At 75.4% G+C, this 18,242-nt stretch carries 16 protein-coding genes; 9 read left to right on the top strand and 7 right to left on the bottom strand.

Going from position 1 to position 18,242, the window contains the following annotated elements; all coding sequences use genetic code 11:
- Positions 1–49 precede the first annotated feature (49 nt).
- Entirely contained in the window at positions 50–1,447 is a 1,398-nt protein-coding gene (gene rimO / locus DQ244_RS16895; RefSeq protein WP_233491681.1) for a 30S ribosomal protein S12 methylthiotransferase RimO, read from the top strand.
- Between the two features lie 5 nt (positions 1,448–1,452).
- Entirely contained in the window at positions 1,453–2,124 is a 672-nt protein-coding gene (pgsA, locus tag DQ244_RS16890; protein ID WP_233491680.1) for a CDP-diacylglycerol--glycerol-3-phosphate 3-phosphatidyltransferase, read from the top strand.
- On the opposite strand, the gene DQ244_RS16885 is transcribed toward pgsA, so the two are convergent.
- The 3 genes from DQ244_RS16885 to DQ244_RS16875 all read right to left on the bottom strand — a co-directional run bounded on the left by DQ244_RS16885 (position 2,121) and on the right by DQ244_RS16875 (position 5,589).
- Positions 2,121–2,435 (bottom strand): hypothetical protein, encoded by a 315-nt coding sequence (locus DQ244_RS16885; RefSeq protein WP_147251555.1) that lies wholly within the window; start codon positions 2,433–2,435, stop codon positions 2,121–2,123. The genes pgsA and DQ244_RS16885 overlap by 4 nt on opposite strands.
- A gap of 59 nt (positions 2,436–2,494) precedes the next feature.
- The gene (locus DQ244_RS16880; protein WP_147251554.1) at positions 2,495–4,732 is read right to left on the bottom strand and encodes a hypothetical protein; all 2,238 of its coding nucleotides are present in this window, start codon (positions 4,730–4,732) and stop codon (positions 2,495–2,497) included.
- Positions 4,733–4,827: 95 nt separating this feature from the next.
- Positions 4,828–5,589 carry a BTAD domain-containing putative transcriptional regulator gene (locus DQ244_RS16875; protein WP_113812648.1) on the bottom strand — a complete coding sequence of 254 codons (762 nt, stop codon included), beginning with the start codon at positions 5,587–5,589 and terminating at the stop codon, positions 4,828–4,830.
- 112 nt (positions 5,590–5,701) lie between these two features.
- Between DQ244_RS16875 and DQ244_RS16870 the strand changes: the two genes are divergently transcribed.
- From DQ244_RS16870 to DQ244_RS16860, 3 genes are all read left to right on the top strand, one after another.
- Positions 5,702–6,184, top strand: a complete 483-nt coding sequence (locus DQ244_RS16870; protein WP_199580446.1) for a CinA family protein — start codon at positions 5,702–5,704, stop codon at positions 6,182–6,184.
- A gap of 151 nt (positions 6,185–6,335) precedes the next feature.
- Entirely contained in the window at positions 6,336–6,740 is a 405-nt protein-coding gene (locus DQ244_RS16865; RefSeq protein ID WP_113812646.1) for a helix-turn-helix domain-containing protein, read from the top strand.
- Positions 6,741–6,747: 7 nt separating this feature from the next.
- Complete coding sequence (locus tag DQ244_RS16860; RefSeq protein ID WP_113812645.1) at positions 6,748–7,239, top strand: helix-turn-helix domain-containing protein; 492 nt, start codon at positions 6,748–6,750, stop codon at positions 7,237–7,239.
- A gap of 1 nt (position 7,240) precedes the next feature.
- Here the strand turns inward: DQ244_RS16860 and DQ244_RS16855 are convergent, their stop codons facing one another.
- Both DQ244_RS16855 and DQ244_RS16850 read right to left on the bottom strand, forming a co-directional pair.
- Positions 7,241–7,726 carry a GNAT family N-acetyltransferase gene (locus DQ244_RS16855; protein WP_158544598.1) on the bottom strand — a complete coding sequence of 162 codons (486 nt, stop codon included), beginning with the start codon at positions 7,724–7,726 and terminating at the stop codon, positions 7,241–7,243.
- Positions 7,723–8,727, bottom strand: coding sequence for a PfkB family carbohydrate kinase (locus DQ244_RS16850; RefSeq protein ID WP_233491679.1), 1,005 nt, complete (start codon positions 8,725–8,727; stop codon positions 7,723–7,725). Before DQ244_RS16850 ends, DQ244_RS16855 begins: the two co-directional genes overlap by 4 nt.
- Before the next feature lie 124 nt (positions 8,728–8,851).
- On the opposite strand from DQ244_RS16850, the gene DQ244_RS16845 reads away from it, so the two are divergent.
- Positions 8,852–9,685, top strand: a complete 834-nt coding sequence (locus DQ244_RS16845; RefSeq protein WP_113812643.1) for a PspA/IM30 family protein — start codon at positions 8,852–8,854, stop codon at positions 9,683–9,685.
- Positions 9,686–9,758: 73 nt separating this feature from the next.
- Here the strand turns inward: DQ244_RS16845 and DQ244_RS16840 are convergent, their stop codons facing one another.
- Positions 9,759–10,616 carry a DNA-formamidopyrimidine glycosylase family protein gene (locus DQ244_RS16840; protein WP_113812642.1) on the bottom strand — a complete coding sequence of 286 codons (858 nt, stop codon included), beginning with the start codon at positions 10,614–10,616 and terminating at the stop codon, positions 9,759–9,761.
- A gap of 69 nt (positions 10,617–10,685) precedes the next feature.
- Entirely contained in the window at positions 10,686–15,305 is a 4,620-nt protein-coding gene (locus DQ244_RS16835; RefSeq protein ID WP_199580445.1) for an ATP-dependent helicase, read from the bottom strand.
- Between the two features lie 89 nt (positions 15,306–15,394).
- Between DQ244_RS16835 and DQ244_RS16830 the strand changes: the two genes are divergently transcribed.
- From DQ244_RS16830 to recA, 3 genes are all read left to right on the top strand, one after another.
- Positions 15,395–16,669 (top strand): MFS transporter, encoded by a 1,275-nt coding sequence (locus DQ244_RS16830; protein ID WP_233491678.1) that lies wholly within the window; start codon positions 15,395–15,397, stop codon positions 16,667–16,669.
- Between the two features lie 142 nt (positions 16,670–16,811).
- The gene (locus tag DQ244_RS16825; protein WP_113812641.1) at positions 16,812–17,006 is read left to right on the top strand and encodes a DUF3046 domain-containing protein; all 195 of its coding nucleotides are present in this window, start codon (positions 16,812–16,814) and stop codon (positions 17,004–17,006) included.
- A 195-nt stretch (positions 17,007–17,201) separates the two neighbouring features.
- Entirely contained in the window at positions 17,202–18,239 is a 1,038-nt protein-coding gene (gene recA, locus DQ244_RS16820) for a recombinase RecA (RefSeq protein WP_113812640.1), read from the top strand.
- Positions 18,240–18,242 lie beyond the last annotated feature (3 nt).

The following is an 18,242-nucleotide window of genomic DNA, read 5'->3' as shown; positions in this document are numbered from 1 at the left end:
GGATGGCCCGGTGACAGCCGCGCCCCACCCTGCCCGGACCGTGGCGCTGGTGACGCTCGGATGCGCCCGCAACGAGGTCGACTCCGAGGAGCTGGCCGGCCGGCTGGCCGCCGAGGGGTACGAGCTCGTCGAGGACGCCGACGGCGCCGACGCCGTCCTGGTCAACACCTGCGGCTTCATCGAGTCGGCCAAGAAGGACTCGGTCGACGCGATCCTGGCCGCCACCGACTCCGGGGCCTCCGTCGTCGCGGTCGGCTGCATGGCCGAGCGCTACGGCTCGGAGCTCGCCGGTGCGCTGCCGGAGGCCACAGTCCTCGGTTTCGACGACTACGCCGAGATCGGCGGGCGGCTGGACGACGTCCTGAGCGGCCGGCCCCTCGTGCCGCACACCCCGCGTGACCGGCGCACCCTCCTGCCCATCAGCCCCGTCCAGCGGACGGCTGCGACCGCCGCGGCGGACGCGCCGGCCATCCCCGGCCACGACTGGCTGCGCCGCAAGCGCCTGGCGTCGGGCCCCTCGGCGGCACTGAAGCTGGCGTCGGGCTGCGACCGCCGGTGCGCCTTCTGCGCGATCCCCACCTTCCGCGGCGCCTTCGTCTCCCGGCCGCCGGCCGAGGTGCTCGGCGAGGCGCAGTGGCTGGCCTCCCAGGGCGTCACCGAGCTCGTGCTGGTCAGCGAGAACTCCACCTCCTACGGCAAGGACCTCGGCGACCTGCGCTCGCTGGAGAAGCTGCTGCCGCAGCTGGCCGCGGTCGAGGGGATCGTCCGGGTGCGGGTGGCCTACCTGCAGCCGGCCGAGCTGCGCCCGGGGTTGCTCGACCTCATCGCCGGCACGCCTGGCGTGGCTCCGTACTTCGACCTGTCCTTCCAGCACTCCTCGCCGACGCTGCTGCGCCGGATGCGCCGCTTCGGTGGGACCGAGGACTTCCTGCGCACGATCGAGCGGGCCCGTAGCCTGGCGCCGGGCGCGGGCTTCCGCACCAACGTCATCCTCGGTTTCCCCGGGGAGACCGAGGAGGACGTCGCCGAGCTCGAGCGATTCCTCACCGAGGGCCGCCTGGACGCGGTCGGTGTCTTCGGCTACTCCGACGAGGAGGGCACCGAGGCCATGCGGCTGCCCGGCAAGCTCGACCAGCCCGAGATCGACGCCCGCGTCCGGCGGATCACCGACCTCGTCGAGGAGCTCACCGCCCAGCGGGCCGAGGACCGGATCGGCGAGCGGGTCGAGGTGCTGCTCACCGAGGACCTCTCGGCCACCGACGGCCCCGGCACCTGGTCCGGCCACGCCGCCCACCAGGACCCCGACGCCGACGGGACCACCACGGTCACCGGCGTCCCGGACGGCGCCCTCGCCGGGCAGCTCGTCGAGGCCGAGGTCGTCGGCACCGAGGGCGTCGACCTGGTCGCCCGCGTGCTCGTCCCGGCCGCCACCCCGGCCGGCTGGTGATCCCGGTGACCGACGTCGCCCCCGACCCGGCTGCGACACCTCCGCAGTCGGTCAAGGTGGTCAACCTGCCCAACGCGCTGACCGTGCTGCGACTGCTGGTCGTCCCGGTCTTCGCCGTGCTGCTCCTGCAGGACGACGGGCTGGACGACCGCGACCGCTACTGGGCGGCGCTGGTCTTCGGGCTGGCCATCATCACCGACCGCTACGACGGCATGATCGCGCGGAAGACCGGCCAGGTCACCGAGTTCGGCAAGCTCGCCGACCCGATCGCCGACAAGGCGCTCACCGGCACCGCGCTGATCGGCCTGTCGATCCTGGGGCTGCTGCCCTGGTGGGTGACGATCGTGGTCCTGGTCCGCGAGGTCGGCGTCACGCTGCTGCGGTTCTGGGTCATCCGGCACGGGGTCATCGCCGCCAGCCGGGGTGGCAAGGCGAAGACCGTGGTGCAGTCCCTGGCCATCGCGCTCTACATCCTCCCGCTGTCCGGGGTGCTGGCCTCCGCGCGCTGGTGGGTCATGGCCGCAGCCGTGCTGCTGACGGTGCTCAGCGGGCTGGACTACGTCTACCGCGCCGTCACGCTGCGCCGCACCAGCGCCCGGGCCATGCGTGCCGCCGCCGCGCGTCGCGCGGCCGGTCCGAGCACCGGTACCGGCACCCGGACCGACACCGCCGCCTAGAAGACCGGCCCCTCCGGCGCGGTGCCGAGCGCCATGGCGCCCGCCGGGTCGAGGTCGCAGCGCAGCCGCAGCGGCCCCGCGGCGGCCTGCCCCTGCACCTGCCGGGTGCCCCGGGCGCGGTCGCCCACGCGCACCTCGATCTCGCCCGGGCCCGTCGCCGGCAGCGGCACGACGGCGGCCAGCCCGACCGAGTAGTCGGTGGTGACCCCGGCCGCCGACCACACCTCGCGGCCGTCGACCAGCACGCTGACGTCGTCGTCCCGGAAGCCCGTGCCCAGCTCCAGGACGCCCGGCTCGCTCACAGCGGTCATCGTGCGCTCCCCGGGGGCCGGGAGGAAGCGCCTTCCTCCCGGCCCCGGGTCTCGGCGACTCAGTCCTCCTCGTCCGTGGCGAGCATGCCCAGCGCGGCGCCGGGCAGCTGCTTCTCCTCGGCGATCCGCGCGGCGTCACCGCGCAGGTCGCGGGCCCCGTGGCGGTCGCCCTCCGCGGCGTGGCTGCGGGCGAGGTACCCCATGACCTGCACCAGCGTCAGGTCGTCGAGCCCGCCCGCACCGCGGGAGGCGTCGATCGCCGGCCGGAGCAGCGAGTCGGCCCGGTCCAGGTCGCGCTCGCGCACCGACACCGAGCCGTCGTCCCGCACGGCTGTGAACGGTCGCGCGGCGTTCACGCCGAGCGCGAGCCGGGCGTAGACGGCGTCCGGGTGCTCGGCGTGCTCCTCGGCGATCTCCTCGAGCGCCGCCATGCCGGTCGCCAGCGCGGGCGCGTCGCTGCCGAGCAGGGTCATGGCCATGCCGACCTCGTCGCCGAGCAGCAGCTCGGCCACGGCGCCGTCCTCCGCGCCGCCGGCGCCCCAGACCCGCACCATCGTGCTGTCGGAGACGACGACGGAGCCGTCGGGCGCGGTGTAGGAGGCGCGGATCCGGTAGGTCCCCGGGTCCTCGAACACCTGGCCGGCGGCGGCGTCGTAGCCGATGTAGGCGCTGACCGGCAGGACCTGGCCCGGACGGGCGGCGACCAGCTGCGGATCGGCGCAGTGCAGGACCGGTGGCCGGTGGACGACGGTGTCGCCGCGGGGCCGGCTGATCGTCACCTGCACCAGGCCGTACTTGGGGTGCAGGAGCTCGGCCGGGTGCACCAGCTGGCCGCGGTCGACCGTCAGCTCCAGCTCCAGGACGACCGGTGTCCCCAGCACCGGCCGCGCGGGCGAGGTGCGCACCGCGAGCCGCAGGCCGCTGGTGTCGGTGACCGGGTCGGAGGGCTGCACCGGCATCTCGAGCGCGGCTCCGGTGCCGAACGGCGTGCCGCCCATGATCACGTTGTCGCGGAAGCCGTGCCGCAGGTGGGCCAGCTCCAGGTCGTCGAACTGGAACGGGAAGGCGCCCCAGAAGGCGGCGGCACCGCTGGGGGCGCCGGTGCCCGGGTTGTAGTTCTGCGGGTAGTTCATCCAGGACAGCGAGCCGGGCCGGTTGGGCAGCGGCGGCGTCATGAAGTTCTTGTGGAACGAGTGGAACAGGTTGAAGCAGTGCCCGAGCTCGTGCACCGCGACGTAGAGCTGCTCGCGCAGGTTCTGCGGCGTCCCGGCCTGGATGACCTGGTAGAAGCTGGCGCAGCCCTGCCGCTGCAGCCCCTGCTGGTCGAACATGATGCCGCGCAGCCCCGTGCCGAGCTCGTGCCGCTGGGCGTGCAGCAGCCACACCTTGAACTGCGCCCGCTCCTGCCAGCGGGAGAAGTGCGCCGTCATCGCCCCGTGCAGGCTGGCGTTGTTCCAGATGTGCCCGGCCGGGGTGGCGAGGGTGTTGCGGCCGCCGGTGTCGAGCACCTGGATGCCCGCCTCCCCGTACGCGGTGGCCGCGGTGAGCGTCCGCGCCGGGCCGCCGCTGGGCAGCGACCCGGTGTCGTAGGCGGCGAACGGGGTGACCCCGGCCTCGATGTCCTCCTCCAGCTCGACCACGCGCATCGCCGTGCCCTCGGGCGCGCACACGTAGGTGCCGCCGACGGCCCCGCTGGGGGTGGACCACTGGATGGTCGCGGGCGCGGCGGGCTGGAAGATGGTGCGCCGGGGCACGGTCACCCGTGCCACGGTGTACGTCGTCGGCCAGGTGCAGCGGGCGGTGCCCACGGCCACGAGGTTGCCGTTGACGACGGAGACGGTGGCCGCGTCGACGGTCCAGGAGCCGAAGTAGCTCGTGGTCGCTCCCGAGGCGGTGACGTAGTCGCCGCTGAGCTTGCGGAGCGGCCGGCGACCGTCGACGTCGACCCGGAGCTCGAGCTGGAAGCCGCCGGCCGGTGAGCGGTAGCGGCCGCTGGCCTGGCGCATGCGGATCGGCAGGACGGGCCGGTCCGGGATCGGGATCGGGGTGATGGGACCGATCGGGCGGCCCGCCTCGGACGCCGTGTGGTCGGCGAGCCAGTCCTCGACGGCGGTGCCCATCCGCCCGGCGTGCGCCTCGAACCCGTCGGCGGACAGCTCGGGGATCCCGGCGGACCCGGGGTCCGCGACGTGCCCGGGGGGAGCCGCTGCGGCGTCCTCGGTCGGGAGGCCGGCGTCGCGGGGGACGCCGCCGTCGTCGGCGGTCAGGGGGGCGGCATTGGGTTCGACGACGGTCACGGTGATCAGCTCCTCGCGGGGGTGGGGCACCCGCCGCTGGTCACGTGCGATGACGGATGCGCTGGCACCGTGGCACCGGCGGCGTCACCGAGGCGTCACACGCGCGTCGCAGGGACCGACGTCCGGCGGGTCGCCACCGCGGTCAGCTCGGGGCTCGGCTCGACCCCGATCTCCCGCCGGAGGATGCCCCGGAAGCTGTCGTACTGACGGCGGGCGGCGGCCCAGTCCCCGGCGGCCTGGTGCGCCTCGATCAGCGCCCGCTGGCCGCTCTCCCGCAGCGGGTCGGCCAGCACCGCGACCTGGACGGCCTCCACGGCGGCGCCGGCCCGGCCGGCCGCCCGGAGGAGGCGGCCGAGCTCCTCGAGCGCGTGCAGCATCCGCAGGCCGAGCCGCTCGCGCAGCGCCAGGACCCAGTCGTCGTAGCAGCCGGGGAGCAGCTGCAGGTCGGCGATCGGCCCGGGGGCGACGGCGAGGTCCTCGGCCGTCGCGCTGCCACCGAGCACCCGGTCGGCCCACGCCTCGAGCTCCTGCAGGTCCACCCGCACGGCGTCGTCCAGGGCGAGGGTGAACGGATCGCACCGCACCAGCGCGCAGCCCACCTGCTGCAGCCGCCACAGCGCCGAGCGGAGGTTCCCGCCGGCTCGCCCGTCGGACACCGACGGCCACAGCACGCCCGCGGCCGACCGGCGGTCGACGCCGGCGGGGTGCAGCGCCAGGTAGGCCAGCAGGCGCCGGCTCCCGGGCGGTACGGCGACGATCCGGCCGGCGACGACCAGCGACAGCCCGCCGAGCACCCGGATGACGGGCGCAGCCGGGCCCGGGCCGGCGCGCGCGGCAGCGGAGACCAACACGTTCATCCCGTGCCTCCCGGGTAGGGAGCTCGCTTCCCCCGATGAACGGGATCGGACTCTAGTGAGCCGAGGTCCGGCGGGGAAGGCGTCGATGCGCGGGACCGGTCAGGATGACCCCGTGACCGCCCAGCCCGATCCCGACCCGGCCGTCCGGCTGCACCGCGCGCTGCTCGCCCGGGGGGAGACCGTGGCCGCCGCCGAGTCGCTCACGGCGGGGCTCTTCTGCGCGACCCTGGCCTCGGTGCCCGGCGCGAGCGCCACGCTGCGCGGCGGCGCCGTCGTCTACGCCACCGACCTGAAGACCGCGCTCGCCGGCGTCCCGGCCGACCTGCTGGCCGAGCACGGACCGGTGAGCCCGCAGACCGCCGCCGCGCTCGCCGAGGGCATCCGGGCGCGGTGCGCCTCGACCTGGGGCGTCGGGCTCACCGGCGTCGCCGGGCCCGATCCGGTCGACGGGCACCGGCCGGGTCGGGTCTACCTGGGTATCAGCGACGGCGGGCGCACCGGCGTGATCGAGCTGGACCTGCCCGGCGACCGGCCGGCCGTGCGCGCCGGGGCCGTCGCCGCGGCGTTCGGCGGCCTCCTCGACCGGCTCGGGTGAGCGCCCGCCGGGAAGCCGGCCCCCGGTGCGGGCGTTACGCCATCAGCGGACTCGGCCCCGTCGGCAAGCTCTCGGCGCACCGGCCGCGTACCGTGAGCGCACGGTGCCTCACGGCACCGCCGCTTCCCCGCAAGCAGGACAGGAGACGGCCATGACGCTGCTGCGCACCCAGCTCGGGAGCACCCTGCGCGGCCACCGGCTGCGTCAGCACCGCACCTTGCGCGACGTCTCCGGCGCCGCCCGGGTCAGCCTCGGGTACCTCTCCGAGGTCGAGCGCGGTCAGAAGGAAGCCTCCTCGGAGCTGCTCGCCTCGATCTGCGACGCCCTCGAGGTGGAGCTCGCCGATCTCCTTGCCGAGGTCAGCCTCGAGCTGCGGGTCGCCGCGGCCGGTGCCGCCGTGCGCCCGCTGGCGCCCACGGCGGAGCCGCGCGAGGAGACCGTCGCGGTCCCCGAGCAGGCCGCCCCGGCCGCCGAGCCGGCCCTCGCCCTGGTCGGCGCGGGTGCGCAGGGCCGCACGGCCCACCGCCGCGGCGACGCGGTGTCGCTCGCCGCCTGATCCCGGCGTGACCCGCACGCGGGCCGGGCTGCTCGACGGGGCCGCCCGCGCCTTCGCCGAGCAGGGCCTGCGACGCAGCACCATGCAGTCGATCGCGTCCGCGGCCGGCGTCGCCAAGGGCACGCTCTACAACTACTTCCGCACCAAGGACGACGTCGCCCGGGCGCTCTTCTCCGCCGAGATCGTCCGGCTGACCGACGTCGCCGCCGACCTGCCCCCGGACCAGGCGCTGGTCGCGCTCGCCGACGAGCTCGCCACCCACCCGGTGCTGCGCCGGCTGGCGGCGTCGGAGCCCGAGGAGCTGGCCGGGCTGGTCGTGCTCCGCCCCGAGCGCTGGACCGAGCTCACCGGGTGGCTGGCGGGCCTGCTCGGGGTCGACGACGACGCCGCCGAGCTGGCCGGGCGGTGGCTGCTGGGCGTCGTCCTCCAGCCGGGTCCGACCACCGGGCGACGGCGGCAGGCGGCGGCGCTGGCCGCGGTCCTGCGACCGCCGCACTGAGTCAGCCGAGCGGCAGCCGGCCGGTGAGCACCACGCGGTCGGCGCCCGGACCCGCGTGACCGGGCGAGGGCGCGGGGGAGGCCCCCAGGCAGGCGGCCAGCGCCAGGGCCGCCGGGTCCCCGGGCAGCGCGACGGCCTGCACCGCCCGCGCCCCGACCCCGGCCGCCAGGTCCGCGAAACGCGTGAGGAGCCGGCTCGCGACGCCCCGTCCCCGCCAGTCGGGGTGCACGGCGACGGCGTGCACGACGGCCAGCCGGTCGGCGCTGACCACGCCGAGCAGGTAGCCGGCGTCGTCGTCCGACGGCGTCAGGGCGACCGCGCCGAAGCCGCCGAGCTGGTGGAAGAAGACCGGGTCGTGCAGCGCCCGCACGGCGTCGTCGTCCAGCACGGAGCCGGACCAGAACTCGGCCCGGCGGTCGAGCAGCCGGCCCAGCAGGGCACCGGCGGAGAGCTCCTCGAAGCCGACCAGCCGGAGCTCGCCGGTCACCGGGCGGCGTCCAGCTCGGCGCGGGTCGGCGGGTCGGCGCCCACCCGGGTGCAGTTCAGGGCTGCGACGAGGGCGGCGTCGTCCACGAGGGCGAGCAGCTGCTCGTCCGGGGCGCCGGCCAGGGCGGCGCGGCTGGCCAGGCCGGCGTCGAGGAGTCCGGTGAGCAGCCCGGCGGCCAGGGAGTCACCGGCCCCCACGGTGTCGACGACGTCGACGCGCGGGATCTCCCGCCGCAGCACCGGGCCGCCGGGTCGCGCGATCCGCAGCGGCGCCCCGCCGTCGGTGAGCACCACGAGGGCGGGCCCGCGGTCGGCCCAGCGGCGGACGGCGTCGTCCAGGTCGGCAGTGCCGGGCTCGAGCCAGGCTAGGTCCTCGGCGCTGACCTTGACCAGGTCGGCGCCGGCCACCAGAGCGTCCAGGCGCCGGGTGACGGCGGCCCGGTCGTTGCCGAGCGTGGCACCGACCGGTCCGTCGGCCAGCATCGGCCGGATGTTCGGGTCGACGCTGATCAGCGCCGTGCCCGAGAGCCGGTCGACCAGGCCCGCGATGGCGGTGCTGCCGGGCTCGGTCCAGCTGGAGATGGAGCCGACGTGCACGGCGCCGACGTCGGCCGGGAGGACCCGGGCCAGCTCGTCGTCGGTCCACTGCCAGTCGGCCGCACCCAGCACGTGGAAGCCGTAGTCGGGGGAGCCGTCGGGACCGACCCCGACGACGGCCAGGCTGATCGGCTCCTCGGCGTCCACGAACCCGGTGGTGTCGACCCCGGCGAGCTCGGCGTGCCGGCGCAGGTGCACCGCCAGCGGGCCGGTGCCCAGCCGGGCGAGCAGCCGGACCGGGGCGCCGAGCCGGCCGGCGGCCACGGCCACGTTGAGCGCGTTCCCGCCGGGGCGGGCGACGTACTGGGGGGCCGTGCCCTCGGGGCCGGCACCCGCCTCCGGAACGGGCAGCAGGTCGACGACCAGCTCCCCGAGGACGCACAGGGAGGGGCTGCCGGGCTGCACGTCCCGAACCCTAGCGGCGGCTCCGCGGGCCTGCGTCGGGTGCGGATGGTGATCACCTGGGACGATGGTCGGTGACGCGCATCGCCGGGCCGGCCGCCGTGCCGGAGCAGGAGGACCCATCCCCATGCCCAACCCGTTCGTGAAGCTCTGGAAGTACCTCTCCGCGTCGGCCAACGCGCAGATCGACCAGCGGGCCGACCCCAAGATCCAGATCCAGCAGGCCATCGAGGCCGAGCAGCAGCGGCACCAGGCGCTGGCCAACCAGGCCGCGGCCGTGCTGGGCAACCAGCGCCAGCTGGAGATGCGGCTCAACCGCCAGCTCGGCGAGGTGGAGAAGCTCCAGGCCTCCGCCCGGCAGGCGCTGGTGCTCGCCGACCAGACGCGGGCCAAGGGCGACGCGGCCAAGGCCGGCGAGTACGAGCAGGCCGCGCAGGCATTCGCCACCCAGCTGGTCGCCGCCGAGCAGTCGATGGAGGACCTCAAGCGCAGCCACGACGAGGCGCTGCAGGCCGCCGAGCAGGCGCGCGGCGCGGTGGAGCAGTCCCGCATGCGGCTGCAGACCACGCTGGCCGAGCGGACCAAGCTCATGAGCCAGCTCGAGCAGGCCAAGATGCAGGAGCACGTGGCCGATTCGCTGCGCCAGGTCAACGAGCTCTCCGCCCCGGGCAACACCCCGTCGCTGTGGGAGGTGCGGGACAAGATCGAGGCGCGCTACGCCAACGCGCTCGGCCAGGCCGAGCTGGCCCAGACCTCGGTCGAGGGCCGGATGCTCGAGGTGCAGAAGGCGACCCTCGACGTCGCCGGGGCCTCGCGACTGGACCAGATCCGCGCCTCGATGGGTGGCGGGCCGGCCGCGGTCGAGGGCACCTCGTCGCCGGCGCTGGAGAAGGGCGCACCGGCCGCCGAGCCGGTCGCGCAGCCCGAGGCGACGCCGGCCGAGCGGCCCGAGCCCGCCTGACCTCCCGCCCGTCCGCGGGCACCCACCGCGCGGCGCTCTCCGGCGATCCGGAGGCCGCCGCGCGGCGTCCGGGTCAGCCGGGCGTGGCGATCGGCCGCGGCCGGCCGGGCTCCCCGGTGCGCGCCTGCGGGTCGATGGGGGACCGGGCGGCCTGGCAGCGCGGGCACCAGTAGGTCACCCGTTCCTGCAGGTGCGGGCCCTGGTCGCCCATGAGGATCGGCGTGCGGCACCGTCGGCAGGGCTTCCCCTTCCGGCCGTACACCCAGTGGTCGTAGCCCTTGCGCAGGTCGCCGGTGGTGCTCTGCTCGGGGCGGTCGCGGTTGGCCAGCATGAGCGTGCGCACCCGGTTGACCAGGGGTTCGAGGCGGTCGTCGACGTCGGCCACCCGCGCCCAGGGGTGCAGGCCGGTGAGGAACAGCGCCTCCACCTTGTAGAGGTTCCCGGGGCCGCACAGGTTGCGCTGGTCCAGGATCGCCACGCCGACCTGCTCGTCGGGGTGGGCACGCAGCCGGCGCAGCGCCTCCTCCAGGTCCCAGTCGGGGCCGAGGACGTCGGGACCCAGGTGCCCGACCAGCTGGTCCTCCTGCGACGTGGGGACGAACTCGACGTCGTGCAGCCGGTATCCGACGCACTCCCACTCGTCGGTGGCCAGCACGACGCGCACGTCGTACGCCGGTCCACCGCGCCACCGGGTGCCCGGCCGGTAGATGTGCCAGCTGCCGTCCATGCGGTAGTGCGTGCGGAGGGTGCGGTCGTCGGCCAGCCGGATCAGCATGTGCTTGCCGCGGGGGACGACCTCCCGGACCGTGGCGCCGGTGAGGTCCAGCGCCGCGAGCTGCGGCAGGCGGAACTCGCCCCGGCGCAGCGTGGCGCCGGCCAGCGCCTGGTTCATGCGCTTGGCCGCCAACCAGACGGTGTCTCCCTCGGGCACGTGCTCATCGTCCTCTCGCCGGTCTGGTGGCCGCCTCCGGACCTCGCGGGGCCGGGACGGCGGGGCGGGTCAGCCGCGCAGGCGGAGTCCTCGCGGGGTGGCGGCGAAACCGGCGGTCTGCAGCGCCTGGGACAGCGGCGTGGACTCGTGCACCGAGGCGCCGTCGGCCTTCTGCACGACCATCCGGCCGAGCGCACCCGCCGACACGGCGCCGGACAGCGCCGTCGCCGCCTCCTTGAGGGTCTGCTCGTCCTCGGTCCAGGACAGCAGCGTCTTGCCGCCGCGCTCGACGTAGAGCACCAGCTCGCCGTCGACCAGGACGACCAGCGCGCCCGCCTTGCGGCCGGCCCGGTGCCCGGACTTCCGGGTGCCGCCGGTGCCCTCGCCCAGGTCGACCGCCTCGCCGTCGCCCGCGACCGTCCGGTCGGGCCACGGCAGCGCCGCTCCGTAGACGTTGGCCGGATCGGTGGCGGCGAGCACCACCGCACCGGCGGGGACGCGGTCGGGCGTGGCGAAGCTGCGCAGCCGGTCGACCGAGCCGGGAGTGCCGAACTGCGCGGCGCCGAGGGTCTCGACGAAGTAGCCGCGCCGGGCCCGCCCGTTCTCCTCGAACGCCCGCAGCACCGGGTAGACCGCCGAGAACCCGCCGGCGACCTGCTCGGCCATGACCGCGCCCCGGGTGAGGACGCCGTGCCGCTCGAGCAGCGCCTCGGCCCGCGCGGTGGTGCGCCGGGTGCTGTTGGCCTCCCGGTCGGGCAGCCGCGACCAGCGCCCGGCCACCGTGGGCGGACCGCCCCGGGTGGGCATCGCGGCGCGACCCAGGCGGGGGCGGCCGTACCGGCTGCGGGTGACCCGCGGCGGCGCGGCGGCGCGCTTGTGGGTGCCCCCTCCGCCGAGGCGGGTGCGCAGCGGCGCCAGGGTGTCGTTGGTCAGCGCGCCGGCCCACACGAGATCCCAGACCAGGTCGGCCAGCGCCGCGTCGTCGGTCGCGCCGAGCGCGTCGGACACGCCGCGGAAGAACATCGCCTGGCCACCGGCGAGCAGGTCCAGCACCGGCTGGCCCTCGCCGGCCACCTCCAGCTGCTCCGGCAGCAGCAGCGGTGCCAGGTCGACGGGCACCAGGCTGATCCAGCCGTCGCCGCCGGGCAGGCCGCCGGCACCCGCCCACAGCACCTCCCCGGCGCTGGTCAGCTCGTCGAGCATGGCGGGGGCGTAGTCGCGCACCCGCGTCGGCAGCACCAGCGACTCCAGCGCGCTCGCCGGCACGAGGGCGCCGGCCAGCTGCTCCACGACCGCGAGCACGCCGTCGGCGCCGCGCAGCTTGCTCCCCACCGACTGCCAGGACGGGGTGAACCGGGCCAGGGTCCCGGTCGGCACGGGCTCGACCTCCTGGCGGAGCTTGGCCAGGCTGCGCCGGCGGATCGAGCGCAGCACGTCGGCGTCGCACCACTCCTGACCGCTGCCCCCGGGGCGGAACTCGCCGGAGACCAGCCGTCCGGTGCCGGTGAGCCGCTGCACCGTGGCGGTGACGACGGCGATGCCGAGCCCGAGCCGGGTGGCGACCTCCTGCGGCTGGAACGGCCCGTGGGTGCGTGCGTACCGGCCGACGAGGTCGCCCAGCGGGTCGGCGACGGGTTCGGTGAACGCCTCCGGCACGCCCACCGGCAGGGCGGTGCCGAGCGCGTCGCGGAGCCGGCCGGCGTCCTCGATGGCGACGTACCGTTCCTCGCCGGCGATGCGGACCACCAGCGCGCGCCGGGCGGCGACCAGCTCGTCCAGCCACGCCTGCGGAGCGCCGCGCCGGGCGGCCTCGGTCGCGGTCAGGTCGCCGACGACGCGCAGCAGGTCACCCGCGCCGTCCACGTCGCGCGGGTGCCGCTGCTCGGGCAGCCGCTGCAGCTCGGACTCGATCTCGGCCATCGCCTCGGCGTCGAGCAGCTCGCGCAGCTCGGAGCGGCCGAGCAGCTCGGCGAGCAGGCCGGTGTCCAGCGCGAGGGCCTGCGCGCGGCGCTCGGCCAGCGGGGCGTCGCCCTCGTAGAGGAACTGCCCGACGTAGCCGAACAGCAGGGACTGGGCGAACGGCGACGCCGACTCGGTCTGGACGTCGACCACCCGCACCCGGCGGGCGCGCACGTCGCGCATCAGCTCGACCAGCCCCGGCACGTCGTAGACGTCCTGCAGCACCTCGCGGGCCGCCTCGAGCGTGATCGGGAAGGAGGAGAACTCGCTGGCGACGCTCAGCAGCTGGGCGGCGCGCTGGCGCTGCTGCCACAGCGGGGTGCGGCGGCGCGGGTCGCGCCGGGGGAGCAGCAGCGCGCGGGCGGCGCACTCGCGGAACCGGCTGGCGAACAGCGCCGAGGTGCCGACCTCGGCGGTGACCTCGCGCTCGACGTCGTCCGGGTCCAGGACGGCGAGATCGCCCTCGGGCGGCTCGCCGGTGGTGTCGGGCAGCCGCAGCACGATGCCGTCGTCGGAGTGCATCGAGGAGACGTCGACGCCGTACCGCTCGCGGAGCCGGGCCGCGAGGACCAGCGCCCAGGGTGCGTTGACCTGCGCGCCGAAGGGGGAGTGGACGACGATCCGCCAGTCGCCGAGCTCGTCGCGGAACCGCTCGACCAGCAGGGTGCGGTCGTCGGGGAGGTGGCCGGTGGCCGCCTTCTGCTCGCCCAGGTACGCGGCGAGGTTGGCCGCGCCCCACTCGTCGAGCCCGGCCGCGCGGGCCCGCTCGAGCCCGGCCTCCGGCGTCGCGGACCCGACCTCGCGCAGGAAGGCGCCCAGCGCGCGGCCGAGCTCCAGCGGGCGCCCGGGGGCGTCGCCGTGCCAGAACGGCATCTTCCCGGGCTGGCCCGGCGCAGGGGTGACCAGGACCCGGTCGTGGGTGATGTCCTCGATCCGCCAGGACGAGGAGCCGAGGAGGAAGACGTCGCCGGTCCGGGACTCGTAGACCATCTCCTCGTCCAGCTCGCCGACCCGCTTCCCACCGGTGCCCTCGGCGCCGACGAGGAAGACGCCGAAGAGGCCGCGGTCGGGGATGGTGCCGCCGCTGGTGACCGCGAGGCGCTGGGCCCCGGCCCGGGCGGTGAGGGTGTCGGTGACCCGGTCCCAGGTGAGGCGCGGGCGCAGCTCGGCGAAGGCGTCGGAGGGGTAGCGCCCGGCGAGCATGTCGAGGACCGCCTGGAGCGCGGACTCCGGCAGCGAGGAGAAGGCCGCCGACCGCCGCACCAGGGCGCCGACCTCGTCGACCGTGCGGGGGCGCTCGGAGACGATCGCGACGATCTGCTGGGCCAGCACGTCGAGCGGGTTGCGCAGGTAGCGGATCGACTCGATCGCGCCGCCCTTCATCCGCTCGGCGACCAGCGCGCACTGCACCAGGTCACCGCGGTACTTGGGGAAGAGGACGCCACGGCTCACCGCGCCGACCTGGTGGCCGGCGCGGCCGACCCGCTGCAGCCCGCTCGCCACGGTGGGCGGCGCCTCGACCTGGACGACCAGGTCGACCGCGCCCATGTCGATGCCGAGCTCCAGGCTGGAGGTCGCGACGACGGCCGGCAGCCGTCCGGACTTCAGCGCCTCCTCGACGATGGCCCGCTGCTCGCGGGAGACCGATCCGTGGTGGGCGGCGGCGACCGGCTGGAACGCCTCGGGGAGCCCGCCGCCGGACCCTGCCTGCGCCATGAGCGCGGCCGCGTTGGTGCCCGGTGGCACGGGCTCGCCGGTCTGCCGCTCGTAGGCCAGCTCGTTGAGCCGGCTGGTGAGCCGCTCCGCGAGGCGCCGGGAGTTGGCGAACACGATGGTGCTGCGGTGCGCCTCGACGAGGTCGAGCACCCGCTCCTCGACCGCGGGCCAGATCGAGTTGCGCGGCTGGTTGCCCGCCGCCGACCCCTCCAGCTCGCCGGTCGGCTGACCCAGCTCGCTCATGTCCTCGACCGGGACCACGACCGAGAGGTCCCACTCCTTGGTCGAGCCGGGGGAGACGACCTGCACCGGCCGCCCTCCGGCGAGGTAGGTGGCGACCTCCTCGATCGGGCGGACGGTGGCGGACAGGCCGATCCGCTGCGCGGGCCGCTCCAGCAGCTCGTCGAGGCGGTCCAGGGAGACGGCCAGGTGCGCACCGCGCTTGGAGTCGGTCACGGCGTGGACCTCGTCGATGATCACCGTCTCCACGCTGCGCAGCGCCTCTCGCGCCGCGCTGGTGAGGAGCAGGAAGAGCGACTCCGGCGTGGTGATCAGGATGTCCGGCGGCTTGCGGGTGAAGGTGCGCCGCTCGTCGGCGGGGGTGTCGCCGGAGCGGATGCCGACCTTGATCTCCGGCCGGGGGAGCCCCAGCCGGGCCGCGGCCTGCCCGATGCCGGTCAGCGGGGCCCGCAGGTTGCGCTCGACGTCGACGGCCAGCGCCTTGAGCGGGGAGACGTAGAGGACCCGGCAGCGGGACGCCTCGTCGACCGGCGGCGAGGCGGCCAGCCGGTCCAGCGACCAGAGGAACGCGGCGAGCGTCTTGCCCGAGCCGGTGGGCGCGACGACGAGTGCGTGCTCGCCGCTGCTGATGGCCTGCCAGGCACCGTCCTGGGCCGCCGTCGGGCGCTCGAAGGCACCGGTGAACCAGGCCCGGGTGGGCTCGGAGAACCGGGTCAGCGCGCCGGTCGCGGTACCGGTCTCTGCACCGGTCTCTGGGGTCGGACGGTCGGGCACGTGATCAGTGTCCCCGGGGTGTACGACACTTCGCTGGCCGGCGAGGGCGCCGGAGCCGGGAAACACCCGGTCGGGGAGAGGATGCGCGCGTGCCACCGCTGCAGCAGGACCTGACCGTCCCCGACGTCGCGCGGGTCCAGCGGCGCACCCTCGGCGTCCTCGGGGGCGGGGTGGCGCTGGCCGGGCTGGGCGTCACGGTCGGGATCACCGCGGGGGGACTGCTGGCGCGCGACGTCGCCGGCACCGACGCAGCCTCCGGCCTGGGGCAGACGGCGGGTGTGCTCGGTGCCGCCGTGCTCGCCGTCCCGCTGGCCCGGATCAGCGACTCGGCGGGCCGCCGCGCCGGGCTGGCCGTCGGCTACGGGATCAGCGTCGTGGGCGCGGTAGTCACGGTGGCCGCTGCTGCCGCGTCCTCGCTGCCGCTGCTGCTCGTCGGCCTCTTCCTCTTCGGTGCCTCCACCGCCTGCGGGCTGCAGTCCCGCTACGCCGCCGCGGACCTGGCGGCACCCGAGCGGCGCGGGCGCGATCTCTCGCTCGTCGTCTGGGCGACCACCCTCGGCTCGGTCGTCGGGCCCAACCTCGCCCCGCCCGGCGCGGTGCTGGGGGAGTCGCTGGGCCTGCCCGCGCTGGGCGGGGTCTTCGTCGTCTCCGCCGTCGTCTTCGCGGTGGTGGCGGCCGGCTTCCTCCTGCTGCTGCGGCCCGACCCGCTGCTGCTCGCCCGTCGGCTGGGCGGTGGACCGGCCGGCCCGCGACCACGCCGGGCCACCGGTGCCGCCCTGCGTGCCGTGTGGGCGGCACCCCACGGCCCGGTCGGGCTCGTGGCCGTGGTCGTCGCCCACTCGGTGATGGTCGGGGTCATGGTCATGACGCCGGTGCACATGGGGCATGCGGGTGGCGACGCCGACGGCGTCCTGCGGCTCGTCGGGCTGGTCATCAGCATCCACGTGGCCGGCATGTACCTGTTCTCCCCGCTGGTCGGCCTGCTCGCCGACCGCGTGGGCGCTCCTGCCGTCGTCGGCCTGGGCGGGCTCCTCCTGCTCGCCGCCGCGGCCGTCGCGGGCACGGCCGGACCCGCCGACTCCGTCCAGCTCGCGACCGGTCTCCTGCTGCTCGGCGTGGGCTGGTCCTGCGGCCTGGTCGCCGGATCGGCGCTGGTCACGGCCTCCGTCGGCCCGGACCTGCGGCCGACGGCGCAGGGCGGCACCGACCTGCTCATGGGGGTGGGCGCCGCGCTCGCCGGTGTGGTGGGCGGGCCGCTGCTCGCCTGGGGCGGCTTCGGGCTGGTGTCGGTCGTCTCGGCGGTGCTCGTCCTGCCGCTGGCCGTCGTGCTGCTGAGGAGCTGGTGGGCTCAGCGCCCGCGGTAGTTGCGGATCAGCACGACGAGGGTGACCACCAGCGCCAGCACGATGCCGATCTCCAGCACGAGGTCGAGGGTCGACGAACCGGTGCCCGGGATCATGCCGGCAGCCTAGGACGTCCCCACGGGGCACGGGTTAGCGTCGGTGCGTGCGCCTGCAGGAGTTCTGGTCCCGTCTCGACGAGCAGTTCGGGTCGATGCGCGCGCAGACGGTCGCCCGCGACCACGTGTTCTCCGTCCTCGGCGGGCGCACCGCGCTCGACGCGATCGACAAGGGCGTGCCGGTCCGCAAGGTCTGGCTGGCCATCTGCGACGCCTACGACGTGCCGCCCCGGGACCGCTGAGCTCCCCGCGGCGGGGTCCGCGTGGTGCTGCTGTGACTCGTGGCGTGTCGGCCTGGCGATCGAACACGTGTTCGGCCTACTGTGGCGTCCACAGGGCGACCGTTGCTCCACAGGCCGCCCGGAATCCGAAAACTGTCGGTGCCTCGCCCTAGCGTCGGACCCGACCCGCTTCCCGTGAACCGAAGGTGACGCACCATGGCAGCAACGCTCGACCGCGACAAGGCCCTCGACATGGCCCTCGCCCAGATCGACAAGCAGTTCGGCAAGGGCTCGGTCATGCGCCTGGGCGACAACGCCGCGCAGCCGATCAAGGTCATCCCGACCGGTTCGATCGCCCTCGACATCGCGCTGGGCATCGGTGGCCTGCCGCGCGGTCGCGTCATCGAGGTCTACGGCCCGGAGTCCTCCGGTAAGACGACCGTCGCCCTGCACGCGGTCGCCAACGCCCAGGCCAACGGCGGCATCGCCGCCTTCATCGACGCGGAGCACGCGCTCGACCCCGAGTACGCCCGGGCGATCGGCGTCGACACCGACGCGCTGCTGGTCAGCCAGCCCGACACCGGTGAGCAGGCGCTGGAGATCGCCGACATGCTGATCCGGTCCGGCGCGCTCGACATCATCGTCATCGACTCCGTGGCGGCCCTCGTGCCCCGCGCCGAGATCGAGGGCGAGATGGGTGACAGCCACGTCGGTCTGCAGGCCCGCCTGATGAGCCAGGCGCTGCGCAAGATCACCGGTGCGCTGAACAACTCCGGGACGACGGCGATCTTCATCAACCAGCTGCGCGAGAAGGTGGGCGTCGTCTACGGCTCGCCCGAGGTCACCACCGGTGGTCGCGCGCTGAAGTTCTACTCCTCGGTCCGTCTCGACGTCCGCCGCATCGAGACCCTCAAGCAGGGCACCGACGCGATCGGCAGCCGCACCCGCATCAAGGTCGTCAAGAACAAGGTGGCCGCGCCGTTCAAGCAGGCCGAGCTCGACATCCTCTGGGGTCAGGGCTTCAGCCGCGAGGGTGGCATCGTCGACGCCGGTGTCGAGCAGGGCATCGTGAAGAAGTCCGGCGCCTGGTACACGTACGAGGGCGACCAGCTCGGTCAGGGCAAGGAGAACGTCCGCAACTTCCTGAAGGACAACCCGGACCTCGCCGACGAGATCGAGAAGCGGGTCAAGGAGAAGCTGGGCATCGGCGCCACGCTGGACGCCCCGGCGCCGGTCGACGCCCCCGACTTCTGAGTC

It is taken from the genome of Blastococcus sp. TBT05-19, assembly GCF_003319095.1.
Taxonomy (GTDB): Bacteria; Actinomycetota; Actinomycetes; order Mycobacteriales; family Geodermatophilaceae; genus Blastococcus.
Note: the sequence above shows the minus strand (reverse complement) of the source record. Positions and strands in the feature narration are given on the sequence as shown.

Bases quoted from the DNA above. Each gene is read 5' to 3' on its own strand.
- DQ244_RS16865 (WP_113812646.1), top strand. From the start codon at position 6,336: ATGACGCTGCTGCGCACCCAGCTCGGGAGCACCCTGCGCGGCCACCGG.
- recA (WP_113812640.1), top strand. From the start codon at position 17,202: ATGGCAGCAACGCTCGACCGCGACAAGGCCCTCGACATGGCCCTCGCC.
- DQ244_RS16845 (WP_113812643.1), top strand. From the start codon at position 8,852: ATGCCCAACCCGTTCGTGAAGCTCTGGAAGTACCTCTCCGCGTCGGCC.
- DQ244_RS16875 (WP_113812648.1), bottom strand. From the start codon at position 5,589: ATGAACGTGTTGGTCTCCGCTGCCGCGCGCGCCGGCCCGGGCCCGGCT.
- DQ244_RS16885 (WP_147251555.1), bottom strand. From the start codon at position 2,435: ATGACCGCTGTGAGCGAGCCGGGCGTCCTGGAGCTGGGCACGGGCTTC.